We start from the raw sequence: 16,270 nt of genomic DNA, 5'->3' as shown, positions 1-16,270 counted from the left end.
GGTTCGGCCTCGCCAGCGCACGTATCTGGCCAGAGTCCGCTCCCGCTACCCCTCGTCGTCCTCGTCGAGTTCCACTGTGTCCGGGTTGCGAAGCGGGCGTAGGGCGCCGCCAGCCGGGGTGGAGGCGGTGAAGCTGTAACGGCCCAGGACGTTGAGGTTGCGGTGCTTGAGCGGGGACAGGCGGGCGATGTCCTCGTCCCGGACCTCGTGGCCCTCGGCACGGAGCCGGGCGACGGCGGCGTCGATGTACCGGGTGGTCCAGAGCACCACCGCGTTGAGGACCAGGCCCAGTGAGCCGAGCTGGTCCTCCATCCCGTCCCGGTACGCCTGGTGAATGGTGCCGCGCTTGCCGTGGCACACGTCGCGGGCCAGCTTGTGCCGGGACTCCTGCACGGTGAGCTGGCGGTTCATCCGGCGGCGGTAGGTGTGGTCGACCGGGTCGACGACGCGGAGCAGGTGCTCGGTCTTGGCGATCCGGCCGTACTCGGCGAATGCCTGCCCCAGCGGGGTCGGGTGGCCTTCGCGTCCGAACATCCGCAGCAGGTCGTAGGCGCGAACCTGGTTGGTGACCAGGGAACCGGCGATCCGGAGCATGTCCGGCCAGTGAATGATCACCTTGTTCAGGTTGACCCGGTTGCGAGCCAGCGGCTCCAGCGGCCCGTACGCGCCGGTCTCTACGCCGGGAAGGGACGCGCGCCAGAACCGTTGGTCGTCCAGGTCCTTGAACCGGGGGCTGAAGTTGTAGCCCAGGATGCGGAAGATGCCGAACACGATGTCGCTGTACGAGGCGTTGTCGGTGGCGACCATCTCCGGCTTCACCCCGCCGTCGAGGTTCAGCAGGGCGTCCAGGATGTGCAGGGAGTCGCGCGGAGTGCCCGGCACCACCATCTGCCCGATGCCCGCGACCTGGTCGTTGACGGCGTTGAGCCAGGTGATGCCGCGCTTGAACCCGAAGTACTTCGGCGACGGGGCAGCGTTGATGGTGCGGACCGGAACGACGAACCGCAATCCGTCGACCGAGGCCAACAGCCCGTCTCCCCAGTACCGCACGATCGGCACCTGGCCCTGCGCCTCGATCAGTGCGGCGTTCGCCCCGGCGATGGTGTCGGCCCGCAGGTAGAACTGGTCGACGTGCACCAGCCGGAAACGGTGAAGCGCCTCATGCGCGGGGTTGATGACCGGGGTCATGCCGATGTTGCACGCCTCCGAGACCAGGAGGGCCACCAGTGAGGTGGTCAGGTCCTTCATGCGGGTTGTGCCGTCGCCCAGGTGTACGAAGGCGTCCAGGAACCCGGTCCAGCCGTGCACCTCGAACAACAGCTCCGGCAGGTCGATCTTCGGGAGCATCTTCTCCACCCGCCCCCGCAGCCACGTCAGGGACTTCGGCTCGCCCAGCGCGCCGAGCTTGGACACGTTCAGCTTCGCCCGGCCGCCCGGCGGGACCTCGATGGTGACCTTCGTGTCCTGCGCAGCCGTCTCCAGCCGCTCCGCCATCTGCTTCCACGCTGCATCCAGCGCCGTCACCAGCGCGGCCAGGTGCTCCTCGACCGGCATATCCAGGCTCAGACCCGCCAGAACGTCCTCCCGCACGGCCTCCCACTCCGTGCCGTCCAGCAGCCGGGCGCGCGGGTCGGACCAGCGGTGCGAGGGAGAGGCGAACACGTCGCGGCGCTGAAGCGCGCGGTGCAGCTGCTCCAGCACGCACACCACGTATGCGTCCCGGTCCACGGCCCCCGGCGGCAGCTCGGCGTTGGCATACACCGCCTTGCGCCACGCGGCCGGCACCAACTTGTCATCGACCTCGCGCGGCAGCAGCGGCTTGTCCTTCACCCTCCGCCGCGCCAGAGCGGGCAGCCGCTTTACCGCGGCCAGCACCCGCTTCCCGCCGGTCGCCGCGTCCAGTGCCTTCGACTCGCCCAGCAGTGACAGGAACGGCCGCACCGTGTTGTACCGGGTGGCCAGCGCCGCCCGCATCGCGACGGCCGCCGAGTCCTCGTCCTCCGGCACCAGCGAGACCACCAGCACGGCCGCACTCATCACCGCGGCCCGGGGCGCGACCTCCTCCACTGCCCGCCACAGTGCCGCCGCGTCCAGATCCGTGCCGTGTGCCTCGACCAGCTCCAGCTCCTCGAACAGCGCCTTCGCCGCCCGCGCCAGGGTCCGCGACGCCTTCTCCAGCGGCGGCAGCGTCGAGAGCCGCTCCTTGTCCGTCGCCCGCTTCGCCGTGCTGATCAGCCTCGTCGCCATCAGCACCGAGAACAGGTCCAGGGCCTCATCGATCGCTTTGGCCTCAAGGTGGCGCATCACCGCGGTGAGCATCGCCGTGCGCTTGGGCTCTGCGGCCCGCTCCAGGCTCGCAGCCTTGGACCCCAGCCCGTAACGGGCCAGCGCCGCGAGCCGGTTCGGCGGGATCTGCTACAGCTTCAACCGCCCCAGCTGGAACGCACCGATCTCGTCGACCCGCTCCAGCGACCGCGCGAACGCCGTGCTCGTCGTACGCGTCGGCGGTCGGCGCAGCCGCTCCAACTCCGAGTACCGGCCGCCCTCCGGCGTCTCCAGCGTGGCCACCAGGTCCGCCGGCAGCGCAGGGTCCGCGCGGTGAGCCGCCCTGGCCACGGTGGCGTGCAGCCGCTTCTCCGCGATCGTGCGAACCTCCGACACCTGCCGGGCCAGCACCGAGACACCCGGCAGCAGCACCCGGTTCCGCCGCAGCCAACCCACCGCCTGGTTGAACAGCGCGACCGGCCCCTCCGCATGAGTCCACGCCCGGCCGTGCAGGAACGTCCGGAACTTCCGCGCCCACTCCGCATCTTCGTACGGGTGGTAGCCGTAGGCGTCCCGGATCTTCCACGCGTGCTCGTACGCCGTCTTCAGCCGCTCGGTGTACCGCTTCACGCACGACGGGTCCTGAATGCCGAGCTGTACGGCCAGGTGCTCGACCACCGGCCACGGCACCATGAGGGGGTCCTCCAGAAACAGCCCCACGTAGCGGACCGCGCACATCTGGAGGCGAAGCCCAGCTGATGATGCTTCGTACGCCGCAGCGCGATCAGATCCCGGTCGCCATCGTCCAGGAAGAAGAACCGCTCCAGCTCGGCTCTCGTCGGCTCCTCGGGGAACTTTCCGTACGCCTCGGCCTGATCATCAGTTAAGAACTCCACCGGCATGACACGGACCGTAGTCAGGCCTCACGCGTGATCGACGATCTTTCGGCGAATCCCAGTTCTGGGGATGATCGCTGCGCTAGCCGACCATGATCGTTCTCAGCGCCAACGGCTGTACCGATGTTCCCCAAGGTCGGATCGACAGAATGGTGCTGACGGGTGATCTACTCGGTGTGCAGCACCGAGGCGATGGTCATCCGGGCCGCCGACCGGGCCGGGACCAGGGCACCGAGGACGGCGATCAGCACGCCCGCCAGGAGCATCGCGGCCACCTGCGGGGCGTGCCACACGTCTTTCATGTACGCCGGGAAGTCGACCACGCCGACATGGTCCACGACGAGGCGGTGCGCCACGACCCCGAGCGGGATGCCGAGCAGTCCGCCGACCGCGCCGAGCCCGGCCACCGAGGTCACCGTCATCACCACCACCTGCCGGGGCGTCATGCCGATCGACTTGAGCATGCCCAGGTCCCGGCGCCGCTCACGGGTGTTCAGGAGCACGGTGTTGAAGACGCCGAGCGAGGCGACGAGGGTCAGCAGCACCGTGAACACCGTGGAGAAGGTGACGACGGTGGCGGTGCCGGCGTTGCCGGAGTCGAGGACCGACGCGTGCAAGGCCGGGTCGAGCGCCGTGACCGCCTCGGCGTAGGCGCGCGCGTCGGCGCCGGGGGCCAGCCGTACCGTGTACTCGGTGGCGTGGGCCTCGGGTGCGAGCCGGGTGAAACTCTCCCAAGTGGCCTCCAGGGCACGGGCGTTGCCCTCGACGAGCTGACCCACGACGGTCGCGGTGAGTTTCCTGCCGTTCAGCTCCAGCGTGACCCGGTCACCGAGCTTCAGGCCGCGTTGGGTCAGGAAGGCCGGCCCGGCCACGATCTCGCCCGCCGCCTTCGGCGCCCGGCCCTTCACGATGCTGTGGTCGTACACGGAGTCGTCGCCGCGGTAGAAGTCGGCGAAGACGGGCTGGTTCTGTCCGGTCATGTTCGCCTGGGACAGCGCGCGGGCCCGTACTCCTTCCGCACCCGGCAGGGAGCGCAGCCGTTCCTCGATCTGCGCGTCGCCGAGGCGGGGCGGCGTCCGGTCGTTGCCCGAACCCCCGGTCGTCACGTGGATCCTGGCGCCGCCGTCCTCCCGCCCGATCTCGCTGTACGCCAGCAAGGTGCTGGTCAGTCCGGTCGACAAGGTCACTGTGGTGACCCCGAGGACGATGGCTGCCAGGGTCAGCAGGGTGCGGGCGGGGCGGGCGAACGGCTGGCCGAGGCCCAGGCTGACCGGGCGGGGCAGCCGGGTGGCGCCGAGCATCCGCTGGACGCGCAGCCCGCGCCCGGTCCGCGGCGCGCTGCCCGCGCTGATGGCCAGTGCGGCGGGCAGCCGGTGGGCCCGCAGGGCGGGGACCAGTGCGGCGAGCAGGACGAGGGCGGGCATGCCGACCAGGCAGGCCACGGACACCCACGGGCTGATCTCGCCGACCGAGGCCCGGCCCACGTCGATGCCGGTGAACGCGACCTTCAGGATCGGCCCGGCCAGCGCGTTGCCGGCCAGTGTGCCGAGGACGCAGCCCACCACGGCCGGTACGGAGAGCATCGTCAGGTAGACGGCGACGACCTGGTTCGGCGTGAAGCCCAGGGCCTTGAGCACCCCGATGTGCCGGTACCCGGAGACGACCGCCCCGCTGACCACGTTGCCGACGATCAGGACGGAGACCAGCAGGCCGAGGGCGCCGAAGAGCGTCATGAACGGGAGGTAGGAGTCGGCCAGGGCGGAGAAGGCCTGCCTGAGGGTGAGGTAGGTCTGGGTGCCGGTCAGCGCGTCCGCGGGCAGACCCGTGGTGGCCCGGGCCAGCGCGGCGCTCAACTCGGCCTGCGTCGAGGAGTCCGTGAAGCGGTAGAGCATCTGAGCGGAGGTCGGGTGCAATGCGGCCATCTGCTCGGGCGAGACCCAGGCGCTCGCCGACTTGCTCATGCTGGTGGCGAATCCGACGACGGCCAGCTTCCCCCCGCCGGGGACCTCCAGCTCGGTGCCGAGCAACTCCGTGCCGGGGGAGCCCTGGACGGACCAGTTGACGACGATCTCGCCGGGCTTGGTGGCCCAGTGGCCCTCAAGGAGATCGATCCGATCCACGGGGCCGGCCGGATCGGCCCGGCCCACCACGGTGAGGGTGCCGCCCGCCATCCAGAGCCAGTCCTTGGGGATGTCGACCACGGCCTGCCCGAACGGTCCGGCGGCAGCCTCCACCCCAGGCTGCCGGGCGGTCCGCGCCAGCTGCTCCCGCGAGACCTTCGTGGTGTCGAAGGACGCCGCCGTATGGGCGCCACGCTGTGCGGCGTAGGCCTTGTCGAAAGGGTTCGAGGAGGCGGTCAGCAGGGCCAGCGCGAGCAGGACGGTCGTGGTGGAGCAGAGCACGACGAGCCCGACGACGAAGGTCTGGAGCCGGCGCCGCTTCACGGCCGCGCGCGAGGCTCTCCACACGGCGCTCACGCGGCCGCCTCCAGCGTGCTCTCACGGGCGACCCGGCCGTCGGCGACTTCGATCAGCCGGCTGGCGCAGCGGGTGGCCAGCTGCGGGTCATGGGTGACGATCAACAGGGTCTGGCCGATCTGGTTGAGGTCGATCAGCAGGTCCATCACCTGCTCGCCCGACCGGCTGTCGAGGGCGCCGGTCGGCTCGTCGGCGAGGAGCAGGGTCGGACGGTTCATCAACGCCCTTGCGACCGCAACCCGTTGGCGCTCGCCACCGCTGAGCGTCGCCGGATAGTTGTCGCGGCGCTCGGCGACACCGAGTTCGTCCAAGAGCTCCAGGGCGCGGCGGCGCGCCTGCCGGGCCGGGGTGCCGGTCAGCTGGGCGGCCAGGGCCACGTTGTCCAGGACGGGCAGGTCGTCGATGAGGTTGAAGAACTGGAAGATCATGCCGACGTTCCGCCGCCGGAACAGCGCCAGGCCCGTCTCGTTCAGTTTTCCGAGGTCGTGGCCCTGCACCTCGACCGTGCCCGAGGTCGGCCGGTCCAGGCCGGCCACCATGTTGAGCAAGGTGGACTTGCCGCAGCCGGAGGGGCCCATCACGGCGACCGCGTCGCCCGTGCGGATCTCCAGCGAAAGGCCGTCCAGGGCCTTCGCGTCGCCGTACTCCTTGTGCACGCCGTCCAGCCGCACCACTACCTGCCGGGCACTGTCATGATCGGTTGTCATGGCTCGAACCTAGGCCGGGGTCGATGACGGGGCGTCACCCCCCGGATGTATCCGTCGGGGGAGGTCATCCTGGGGATGTACGGGGATGTACGGAGCTGCATCCGGGGGCCGATGTGGGGTGGGGCGGGCCCCTGCGAAGATGTTCGGGTGGGGGAATCCTGGACGATCTGGCTGGTCATCACCCTGGCAGCGGCAGTTGGCGCCGCCGGGTGGCTGTGCGTGGCGGCGGTCCGGGCACGGCGGGCACACCGGAAGGCCATTGAGGAGCGCGGCTGGCTCCTTGAGCGGGAGCGCGAGAGCGCGACACGGACCGCGGTCGAGGCCGAGCGGGCCCGGATCGCCACCGAGCTCCACGACATCGTCAGCCACAACGTGAGCGTGATGGTGGTCCAGGCAGGGGCCGCCCGGGAGGTGCTGGCCACCATGCCCGAGGAGGCGGCGGCGGCGATGAGCGCCGTCGAGGCCGCCGGGCGCAACACGATGACCGAGCTGCGGCACCTGCTCGGCCTGCTCGCACCCGCGCAGAACGGCGAGGACGAGCCCGACGGCGTGGACCTGTCGCCGCAGCCGAGCCTGAGCCGGCTCGGCCCGCTGGTCGACCGGATCGCCTTCGCCGGCCTGCCCGTCGAGATGCGGGTCTCGGGCGAGCCGCGCCCGCTGCCGACCGGGATCGACGTCACCGCCTACCGGATCATCCAGGAAGGCCTGACCAATGCGCTCAAACACGGGGGCGCGGCGAAGGCCGAAGTGACGGTGCGGTACGCGGACCACTGCCTGCGCGTCGAGGTGCTGAACAGCGGACCGAGCGTCCTGTCCGGCGGTGCGCCCGCGCGGAAGGAGGCAGGGCAGGGCCGGGCGGACGGAACAGGACGCGGGCTGCTCGGCCTGCGGGAACGGGTCGCGGTCTACGGCGGCGACCTGGACGCCCGCCGCCGCCTCGGCGGCGGCTACCGCGTCCGCGCCCGGATCCCGCTGGACCGCCCGTGACGACGCCCGCCGGGCCCGCCCCGCGCGTCGTGATCGCCGACGACCAGGAGCTGGTGCGCACCGGCTTCCGCATGATCCTCACCGCGCGCTGCATCGACGTGGTGGGCGAGGCCGCAGACGGGGCCGAGGCGGTGGCCGCCGTGCGCGAGCTGCGGCCCGACGTCGTCCTGATGGACATCCGGATGCCCGTGATGGACGGCCTGGAGGCCGCCCGCCGCATCCTCGCGCAGAACCCGGACTGCCGGGTGATCATGCTGACCACCTTCGACCTCGACCAATACGTCTACGCCGCCCTCGCCGCCGGAGCCAGCGGATTCCTGCTCAAGGACGTCACCCCCGCGCATCTGGCCGCTGCCGTTCGCCTGGTCGACACCGGTGACGCCCTACTCGCACCCTCGATCACCCGCCGCCTGGTGGAGCGCTTCACCCCTAGCGCCCCCAGAAACGGTTCGGGTCTCGCGCCCCCGGCCGTCCACCGAGACCTGGCCGCGCTGACGCCGCGCGAGCGCGAGGTGCTGACGCTCATGGGCCGGGGTCTTTCCAATACCGAACTGGCGCAGGAACTGACGCTCAGTGAGGCGACAGTGAAGACCCACGTGGCCCGGATCTTCGCCAAGCTGACCCTGCGCGACCGGGCCCAGGCCGTCGTCCTCGCCTACGAGACAGGACTCGTCTCACCGGGCGAGTCCGCTGACACCGCCAAGCCGTGGGGGCGAAATTGAGCGTCGCACGGTGCCCCGAGGGGTAGCGCGCGGTCGGCGGTGGCTACGAGGCTGCGGCGGAGCGTGGATGCGGCACTCGCGTCGCCCAGCGTCAGCGCCGGTTGCGAGGCCACCAGGGGGCCGCCCTGCATGGCGTGTTCGAGCAGCAGCAGGGCGCAGACGCCGCAGGCCGCGAAGCCGTACGTCTGCCACGCGCTCAGGAACGCCCCGAGCCCGCCCTCCCCGAGCAGCGGCACCGAGTCCTTCATCAGCGCGGCCGTGAGCGCGTAGCAGACGGCGGTGGCCGCGCCCAGGCACCCGGCCCGGGCCCGTCCCGGCGGCCGGCGCAGCCCGGCCAGGGCCAGGGCCGCGGCGGCGGCCGCGCAGCCCACCAGCGCGGACAGCCACCGGTCCAGCGGTACGTGCGTACGGTTCCCGGCGGGTGAGGCCGCGGCCAGGGCCAGCCCCAGCCCGGCCACCACCGCGGCCACGGCCCGCCACACCGCGCCCGGGAGCCGGTGCCGCGTCACGAGCGAGGCGATCAGCAGGGCGAACGGCAGCTCCAGCACGAACAGCGGCTGTACGAGGGCCAGGGCGCCGGTGGCCAGCGCCGCGGCCTGCCCCGCACCGGCCGCGATGACGGCGAGGATCCCGCCGACCCAGACGGGTCGCCGCAGCAGGTCCAGGATCAGCCCGAACCGGAATCCCTGGCTCTGCGGCACCGTGAGGGCGGCCCGCCGCTGGAGCACGGTGGCCAGCGCATTGCTGAGTGCGGCGAACAGCGCGAAGAGGACCGGCAGTACGACGCCCATCCGCCGATCCTCGTGCCGCCCGGGGCACCCCGGCCCCGGCCGACACGCCCCGCCCTCTCCGGATTCCCCCGACCGGTTGCGAAACGGACGGACCCCTACGGGAAATGCCCGGCGCGGGCCAGGGCCAGGTCGGCCAGGGCCCGGGGGGCGGCGGCCTGGCCGCGGATGCCGGGGAAGGCGTTGATGTCCACGATGAGGGGGCTGCCGCCGCCGGTGTCGATGATGTCGACGCCGTACACGTCCAGGGCGAATACCTCGCCCACCCGGCGGACCAGCCGCTCCCAGCCGGCCGGGAGTCCCGCCGGGTCGAGCGGCTGCGCGGGGCCCCGGCCCTCGGGTGCCAGCTCGGAGCGGCGCAGGGCGGCGAAGACCCGGTCGCCTATCGCCCACAGCTTGTGGTCCCAGCCGCTGTTCGGCGCGAAGTCCTGCACCACGACCGGCTCCTGCGGCCAGGCCGCCGCCAGCTCCCGCAGCCGCGCCGGGCCGTCGACCCGGGCGACCAGGTCGTGCCGGCGGCTGAGCCGGCTCTTGACGACCACCGGCCCGGCGTCAAGCTCCTGCCGGGCCTCGGAGGATGCGGCCCAGGCCGCGAGCGAGCCGTGCGTACGGGTCCCGGCGAAGGGCAGCCCGGCCCGCAGGGCCAGCTCCGCCATCGCCGTACGGTCCTGGCAGAGCGCGGTCGCCGCGGCCGAGTTGACCACGGGCGCGCCGCGCCGCTCCAGCTCCCGTGCCAGGCGGAGCGCCCGCGGGGTCCGCGCCTTCAGCAGGTACACATCGGCCGGGGCCGGTGCGGATCCCCGGGCCACAGGCACCTCCCCGGCCCCACCGGCGTCACCGTTGGCGCCGGGGTCCAGCGACTCCACCCGGTGCCCCGCCCCGCGCAGCAGCTCCGCCGCACCGGCCAGCAGCGGATGCCCCGGCTCCGGCGTGATCAGGCAGATCCTCACCGCGCGGCCTCGCCCGCCCGTGCGGCCTGCGCCGGAATCGCCACCGGCAGCGCCCGCGCCCGGCTCCGGCACCCGCCGGCAGCCGCGGAGCCGCCCGCCGCCAGCCCGAGGACCGCCCGGGCCACCCGGGCCGCCGCATCGGGGACCTGGCGGAAGCTCGGGAAGTCGTTCACGTCGACGACCACCGGCCCGTGCGGACCCAGCAGCACGTCCACCCCGTACAGGTCGAGCCCGTACACCGCCCCCACTTGCGCGGCGATCGCGGCGACCTCCCCGGACAGCGGCACGCGCCGCTCGCGCACCGCCGGGTCCGGGTGCAGGGGCGAGCACCGCTCGGTGGCGAACAGCTCGCCTCCGACCGCGTACACCTTGACGTCGGTGCCGGGGTTCGACACGTACGGCTGGGCGATGAGCATGCCCTCGCCCGCGAGTTCCGGCAGGAGCTGCTCCAGCCGCTCGGGCGAGGACACCAGGCGCACCCCCCGCCCGGAGCTGCCGTCGGCCGGCTTGACGACCAGCGGGTACTCGGCCGCGGGTATCTCCCGCAGCAGGTCGGGCCGTGCCACCGCGTACGTCGTGGGCATCGGCAGGCCCCCGGCGCGCCCGACGGCCGCGGCCAGCGCCTTGTCCCGTACGCCCCGGATCGACCGGGCGTCGTTGACGGTGGTCAGCCCGGCCGCGGCGGCGGCCTCCAGCAGGGTGAGCCCCGGACCGCCGGACACCGTCTTGAGCACCCACGCGTCGTGCGCGCCCGCGTCCACGGCCTCGGTCATCCGCAGCAGCGAGCCGCCCGGCCGCACCACGTCCACCCGGTGACCCCACGCCGTCAGCTGCCCGATCACCTCGTTGGGCATCCCGTCGTGGCGGTAGTGCTCCTCCACCAGGAAGCAGAGCCTCATCGCCTTTTCCCACCCCGTATTCCCCGGACGTCCGCCGATTCCGTCCGGCGAGTTGTGACGTCACAGGATGTCATGGACCGCAATGTGACAATCGGTCCGACTCGGAGCGGGCGTGGCGCACGGGAGTCCGGCCTGCGAGCGGCAGGCCGGACTCCCGTGCGGGCGGGGCGAATCGGGGGATTTACGTCGGCATCGGGACGGAGACGAACGTCCTGCCGGCCTCGTTCTCCACGACGACCGCCTTGACCAGGGACGGGTCGATGGCCGCCGAGCCGTCCAGGGCCGCGCCCCTGCCCCCGCCGTTCTCCTGGCTGCCGACGACCCAGCTGCCCGCGGAGGTGCGGCTGCCGTCCTTGCCGACCACCACCAGCCGGCACCGCTCGCCCGGCGGGACCCCGGTCACCGCCGCATGCACCCGCACCCACTTGGCGGCCGGCGTGACCTGGACGGTCATCCGTGCGCCGGAGCCGGCATCGGTGGCCGAGGCCACCTTGGTCCCGGCGGGCGGCGGGGACGGCGCCGCCGAGACGGTGGTCCCGGGCGGCGGCGGCACGGCGACGGCCTCGCCCTCGGACGATCCCACCCGGGCCCCGGCCCAGAACACCGCGGCCAGCGCGGCCGCCGCGGCGAGCCCGGTCAGGCCCAGCCGGCGCCGCCGCTGCGCGGCCGCCTCGCCGCGGACCTGCCGCAGGGTGCGCTGGAGCAGCAGGTCGCCGCCCTGGGGCGGTCCGTCGAGGAACGCCTCCGCGGGCACCTCGCCCAGCGCCGCTTCCATCTCGCGCAACGCGGCCACCTCCTCACGGCACTGAACGCAGCCGCTCACATGCTCCTCGACCCGGAATACGTCCTGCCCGTCGAGGACGCCGAGGACGTACGGGCCGAGGAGTTCCTCCTCCTCGTGCCGCTGCCGGTTCATGCCACCACCTCCCGCAGTCCGGTGGGCTGCTGGGGCGGCCTGCCGCCCATGCGATTCCCCTCCTTGGTGCTGTTCTGCCGGAACACCTCGCGCAACGCCTTGAGCGCGTAGTGCGAGCGCGATTTGACCGTACCGGCCGGAATGCCGAGGCTGTCGGCGGCCTCGGCGACGCTGAGCTGCCGGTAGTACAACTCCTTCAGCACGTCCCGGTGCTCCGGGGTGAGCTGGTCGAGCGCCCCCAGCACCGTCATCGTGTCCACGACCGCATCGGCGTGGTCGAGCTCCACCGGGGGCGCGGCCGCCGCCCCGGAGACCTCCTGTGGGCGGGCGGCCCTGGCCCGGTAGCGGTCGGTGATGATGTTGCGGGCCACCGTCAGCAGCCAGCCCCGCACCGATCCTTTTCCGTTGACCAGGGCTTCGGAATGCCGCCAGGCCCGGATCAGCGTCTCTTGGACGACGTCCTCGGCGGTGGCCCGGTCCCCGGTCAGCCGGGTGGCGTACGCGAGCAGCGCATGGCCGTGCTCCTCGTACACCGACCTGATCAGTGCCTCGTCCGTCGAGCCCCGCCGCGTACGGGGCCACAGTGGTCCGGCCATCGCACCTCTTCCTCTTCCTCGCCGAGCCGTGCGGTCAGAACACGCGGCGGGTCGGAATCCGGTTCATGTGACCTGCGTCACCCGCAGGTGCGCGGGTCTTACGGGGTGCGGCTCATGTACGGCAGGTGCGGCCCTGGTTGAGGCAGTCCACGAGGGCGGCCATCTGGGCCTCCGTCATGGCGTTGACGAACATGGCGTGGTCGGTCTTCGGGCTGTGCCGCTGCTCGGGGAAGGAGTCCACCGCGACCGCCGCGCCCGGCGGTACGTCGTACGCGAGCGTGATCCGCAGCTGCGGCACCGCGAAGGAGCCCTGCGGGCAGACCCCGTTGGCGGCGGGGAAGGCCAGGTGCGTGCGGTGGTTCGCACTGTCGTGGTCCAGCCCGTTCCAGCAGCTGGGGAAGACCAGCGTGCGGGTGAGCCGGTCGCCGGCCGGGCAGCGCGGGTAGCGGGCGGTGGTCCGCTCCGGGGAGCCGGAACACCCCCAGCGGGCGCGGACGTCGGCCTCCGTGCGCGCGGTCGCGGCCACCGCGTCGCCCGTCACGGCGCGCAGGAAGGGCGGCATCGGCACCACCTTGCCGACCGGGTTGCCGCGGAACTCCACCGTGACCGCGGCCTCCTGCAGGATCTCCCCGCTGTTGCCGTGGCCGGCGGAGTGCTCGTGCGGTTGCGTGCCCGCCCGGTCGGGGCGGCGCAGGACCGGCCAGTAGTACGTGGAGCGGTCGCCGCCGCGGCAGCCGGTCGCGGCGGCGGCCAGGGAGGCGTCGGTCGAGAAGGCGTCCGTGGACAGGTTCCCCACGTAGGCGTGCGTGTGGTGGGCGCCCGAGCGGAGCCCCGGGGACACCACGAGGTTGTCCTCGTTGTAGTGGCCCTCCTGGTTGCGCCCGCAGTCCACCGTCACCGTGCCGGCGGACGCGTCGGGCCCGGGAGGCGGTTCGGCGGGGGCGGGCGGCACGTCGCGCAGGTCCACCGTGTCGCCCGCGCGTGCGGCCTGCGCCGGACGCGGGCCGACGGCGCGCGAGGCGCCCAGGACGGCCGCGACCAGTCCCGTGCCCAGCACGAGGCAGACCAGCAGCGTCAGCAGGCGGCGTTCGTTCCCCATCCCCATGCGGATCACGGTTGCGGCTGCCCGCACCGGCGTCAACCGGCATCCGCATGTCGGCCACGGATCGGCTCGTGCCCTTCTTGCCGCCGGCGGTGGCCGCCGAGCACAGTACCCGGCATGACGCCTGCCGACCTGCTGCACGCCTTCGCCCGGACCCGCGCCTCCCTCGACGGCGCCGAGGTGGTCTTCTCGTGGTCCGGGGACGTCTTCTCCTGGGCCCCGGACCAGCCCTACCGGTGCCTGTTCGGCTTCGAGGGGGTCAACGTCGCCCGCCTGGTCGAGGACGGCGAAGCCGGCCCCGAGGGCGGCTACCGGCTGCTCACCCGCGAGGCAGCGTTCTACCTCGACCCGCAGACCCGGGAGATCCTGGACACCTGGGAGGGCAAGCCGGTGGTCCACGTCTGGAACGACCCGGCGAACCAGAAGCTGCGGCCGTTCCCCGTCCCGTTGACCCGGCTCGGCGACCAGGTCTGCTTCAGCCTGGAGATCCCGCTGGCCTACCCCTCGCCGCTGCCGGTCGCCGACTACCCGCTGAACTCCGCCGGGGACACCTACCGGGCGCTGGAGCTCTTCCAGTTCTTCGCCCCGGAGTCGGTCCTCACCACGGACGCGCCCGGGGTGCCGTGCACCATGTCCTGGATGCGCATGTCGCCGTGGCTGCCCTGGATGGAGCAGGGGCAGCGGCCGGGCGGGCTGGCCTTCCACTGCCGGGGGCGCAAGCTCGGCTCGTACGCCGAGGTGCCCGAGCGGACGCGTGCGTACATCGCGGAGCGCCACCCGCAGTACGCCCACGCCCCGGAGAAGTGGACCGAGCCCAACGAGACCAGCTGGACGTACTTCCGCCGGCTCGGCACGACCGGGACCCGGCACGGGGACTGAAGTCCGGAGACTGAGACACCGGAGGGGCCGCGCGGCGGCCGAAACCTGGTGGTCCAAAGGGGAGGAAGGGGGTAAAGGGGCGCTGTTGAGGGCCCCCAAGAGGCGCAAAGGGGCCAGCTGGGGACGGACAAGGGTTTTCCCCGTATCGCGTTCATCCCCACGTTGCCTACTGTCTGCCCACCGGCGATCTTCCCCCCGAACGGCCCCCGCCCCAACCCCACATGGTGTGAAGCCGTGCGGCCGGGTGGATCGCCCGCACCGCCGTTGCCCCCGCCCCGCCGAAGCGGCCGGGGCAACGAAGGCGAAGCGGTGGCCGGAGCGGAACTGACCAGCCCGCTCCGGCCCCGTAAGCGCCGTCCACCTCCCACAGCCCCAACCGGGGTCGCTCCGGCCTGCCCGGATCCGGCCCGCGAAAGGGAACACCGTGCACGCAACGCGACGCAGGCTGATATCCGTGGCGGCGATGTCCGTCACCCTGCTGGCCGGCACCGCCACCGCCTCCGTGGCCCTGACCGGCGCGGTCCCCGCGCCGGCCCAGTCCGCCGCCTCGACCCTCCCCGCCGCGGGCGCCCCCGCCTCCCCGGCCGCCGCTCCGGTCGAGAACCTGATCGTCGGCTACAAGAACTCCGCCTCCGAGGCCAGTTCGAACCAGGCCGCCGCCGACGACGCCGCCGCCAAGAGCAAGAAGGCCGGCAAGAAGGCCAAGTTCGACCGGCGCCTGGGCACCGGCGCCGCCCTCGTCAGCCTGGGTGGTGCGACCGCCCCGGCCGACGCGGCGAAGCTGATGGCCCAGTTCCGGTCCGACCCGGACGTCGCCTACGTCGAGCCCGACTCCCGCGCCTACGCGATGGCCACCCCGGACGACACCGAGTACGCCAAGCAGTGGGACCTCTTCGAGCCCACCGCCGGCATGAACGTTCCGGCCGCCTGGGACAAGACCACCGGCGCCGGCGTCACCGTCGCCGTGATCGACACCGGCTACGTGGCGCACTCCGACGTCGCCCCGAACATCGTCGCCGGCTACGACTTCATCTCCGACTCCACCGCCGCCCGCGACGGCAACGGCCGCGACAACAACCCGGCCGACCAGGGCGACTGGAGCGCCGCCGGCGAGTGCGGCACCGGCTCCAAGGCCAGCGACTCCTCCTGGCACGGCACCCACGTCGCGGGCACCATCGCCGCGGCCACGAACAACGCCAAGGGCGTCGCGGGCATCGCGTACAACGCGAAGATCCAGCCCGTCCGCGTCCTCGGCAAGTGCGGCGGCGCCACCTCGGACATCGTCGACGCCATCACCTGGGCCTCGGGCGGCACCGTCGCGGGCATCCCGGCGAACGCCACCCCCGCCAAGGTGATCAACATGAGCCTCGGCGGCTCCGGCACCTGCAGCACCAGCTACCAGAACGCGATCAACGCGGCCGTCGCCCGCGGCACCACCGTCGTCGTGGCCGCCGGCAACAGCAACGCCGACGCGAGCGGCTTCACGCCCGCCAGCTGCAGCAACGTCATCACCGTGGCCGCCACCAACCGCACCGGCGACCGCTCGTTCTACTCCAACTTCGGCAACACCGTCGACATCGCCGCCCCGGGTGGTGAGACCCGCCGCGCCACCGACACCCCGGGCACCGTCACCACGCCCGAGAACGGCATCCTCTCCACGCTGAACAACGGCGCCACCACCCCCGGCTCCGAGATCTACAAGCCCTACCAGGGCACCAGCATGGCCGCCCCGCACATCGCGGGCCTCGCCGCGCTCCTCGTCGCCGCCAAGCCCTCGCTGACCCCGGCGCAGGTCGAGGCCGCGATCAAGGCCAACGCCCGCCCGCTGGCCGGCACCTGCACCGGCGGCTGCGGCGCCGGTCTCGCCGACGCGGCCGCCACCGTCACCGCCGTGACCTCGACCACGCCCGGCACGGGCTTCGAGAACACCACGAACGTGAACATCAACGACAACACGACCGTCGAGAGCCCGATCACCGTCACCGGTGTGGCCGGCAACGCGCCCGCCACGCTGAAGGTCGGCGTCGACATCAAGCACACCTACATCGGTGACCTGAAGGTCGACCTCGTCGCCCCCGACGGCTCC

The 16,270-nt window shown here is 72.7% G+C and carries 13 protein-coding genes and 1 pseudogene; 4 read left to right on the top strand and 10 right to left on the bottom strand.

The window, feature by feature from the left end:
* Window positions 1–45: 45 nt before the first annotated feature.
* The 4 genes and pseudogenes from AB0F11_RS12890 to AB0F11_RS12875 all read right to left on the bottom strand — a co-directional run bounded on the left by AB0F11_RS12890 (window position 46) and on the right by AB0F11_RS12875 (window position 6,345).
* Complete coding sequence (locus tag AB0F11_RS12890) at window positions 46–2,373, bottom strand: Tn3 family transposase (RefSeq protein WP_362171913.1); 2,328 nt, start codon at window positions 2,371–2,373, stop codon at window positions 46–48.
* A gap of 42 nt (window positions 2,374–2,415) precedes the next feature.
* A pseudogene (locus AB0F11_RS12885) lies at window positions 2,416–3,167 on the bottom strand (DUF4158 domain-containing protein).
* Between the two features lie 161 nt (window positions 3,168–3,328).
* Window positions 3,329–5,638 carry an FtsX-like permease family protein gene (locus AB0F11_RS12880; protein WP_362171605.1) on the bottom strand — a complete coding sequence of 770 codons (2,310 nt, stop codon included), beginning with the start codon at window positions 5,636–5,638 and terminating at the stop codon, window positions 3,329–3,331.
* Window positions 5,635–6,345 (bottom strand): ABC transporter ATP-binding protein, encoded by a 711-nt coding sequence (locus tag AB0F11_RS12875; protein WP_362171602.1) that lies wholly within the window; start codon window positions 6,343–6,345, stop codon window positions 5,635–5,637. The genes AB0F11_RS12880 and AB0F11_RS12875 overlap by 4 nt, the downstream gene beginning before the upstream one ends.
* Window positions 6,346–6,492: 147 nt before the next feature.
* Here AB0F11_RS12875 and AB0F11_RS12870 point away from each other — a divergent pair, with 147 nt between their 5' ends.
* A complete protein-coding gene (locus tag AB0F11_RS12870; RefSeq protein ID WP_362171599.1) occupies window positions 6,493–7,332 on the top strand; it encodes a histidine kinase in 840 nt (279 codons plus the stop codon).
* Window positions 7,329–8,054, top strand: a complete 726-nt coding sequence (locus AB0F11_RS12865; RefSeq protein ID WP_362171596.1) for a response regulator transcription factor — start codon at window positions 7,329–7,331, stop codon at window positions 8,052–8,054. The genes AB0F11_RS12870 and AB0F11_RS12865 overlap by 4 nt, the downstream gene beginning before the upstream one ends.
* Here AB0F11_RS12865 and AB0F11_RS12860 read toward each other — a convergent pair.
* The 6 genes from AB0F11_RS12860 to AB0F11_RS12835 all read right to left on the bottom strand — a co-directional run bounded on the left by AB0F11_RS12860 (window position 7,988) and on the right by AB0F11_RS12835 (window position 13,308).
* Window positions 7,988–8,845, bottom strand: coding sequence for a DMT family transporter (locus AB0F11_RS12860; RefSeq protein ID WP_362171594.1), 858 nt, complete (start codon window positions 8,843–8,845; stop codon window positions 7,988–7,990). The two genes, AB0F11_RS12865 and AB0F11_RS12860, sit on opposite strands and share 67 nt — an antisense overlap.
* Window positions 8,846–8,940: 95 nt before the next feature.
* The gene (locus AB0F11_RS12855; RefSeq protein ID WP_362171591.1) at window positions 8,941–9,792 is read right to left on the bottom strand and encodes an alpha-L-glutamate ligase; all 852 of its coding nucleotides are present in this window, start codon (window positions 9,790–9,792) and stop codon (window positions 8,941–8,943) included.
* Complete coding sequence (locus AB0F11_RS12850; RefSeq protein ID WP_362171588.1) at window positions 9,789–10,691, bottom strand: hypothetical protein; 903 nt, start codon at window positions 10,689–10,691, stop codon at window positions 9,789–9,791. The genes AB0F11_RS12855 and AB0F11_RS12850 overlap by 4 nt, the downstream gene beginning before the upstream one ends.
* A gap of 181 nt (window positions 10,692–10,872) precedes the next feature.
* On the bottom strand, window positions 10,873–11,607 hold the full coding sequence (locus tag AB0F11_RS12845; protein ID WP_362171586.1) for a zf-HC2 domain-containing protein: 735 nt from the start codon (window positions 11,605–11,607) through the stop codon (window positions 10,873–10,875).
* Complete coding sequence (locus AB0F11_RS12840; RefSeq protein ID WP_362171583.1) at window positions 11,604–12,203, bottom strand: sigma-70 family RNA polymerase sigma factor; 600 nt, start codon at window positions 12,201–12,203, stop codon at window positions 11,604–11,606. Before AB0F11_RS12840 ends, AB0F11_RS12845 begins: the two co-directional genes overlap by 4 nt.
* A 112-nt stretch (window positions 12,204–12,315) precedes the next feature.
* Window positions 12,316–13,308 carry a DUF1996 domain-containing protein gene (locus AB0F11_RS12835; RefSeq protein ID WP_362171580.1) on the bottom strand — a complete coding sequence of 331 codons (993 nt, stop codon included), beginning with the start codon at window positions 13,306–13,308 and terminating at the stop codon, window positions 12,316–12,318.
* 114 nt (window positions 13,309–13,422) lie between these two features.
* Between AB0F11_RS12835 and AB0F11_RS12830 the strand changes: the two genes are divergently transcribed.
* Window positions 13,423–14,184 (top strand): DUF1838 family protein, encoded by a 762-nt coding sequence (locus AB0F11_RS12830; RefSeq protein WP_362171577.1) that lies wholly within the window; start codon window positions 13,423–13,425, stop codon window positions 14,182–14,184.
* Between the two features lie 463 nt (window positions 14,185–14,647).
* A partial coding sequence (locus AB0F11_RS12825; RefSeq protein ID WP_362171910.1) for a S8 family serine peptidase occupies window positions 14,648–16,270 on the top strand: 1,623 nt, incomplete at its 3' end.

Source organism: Streptomyces sp. NPDC032472 (assembly GCF_040636955.1).
Lineage (GTDB): Bacteria > Actinomycetota > Actinomycetes > Streptomycetales > Streptomycetaceae > Streptomyces.
The sequence above is the reverse complement of the archived record's forward strand: the minus strand, read 5'-3'. Positions and strand labels throughout refer to the sequence as shown.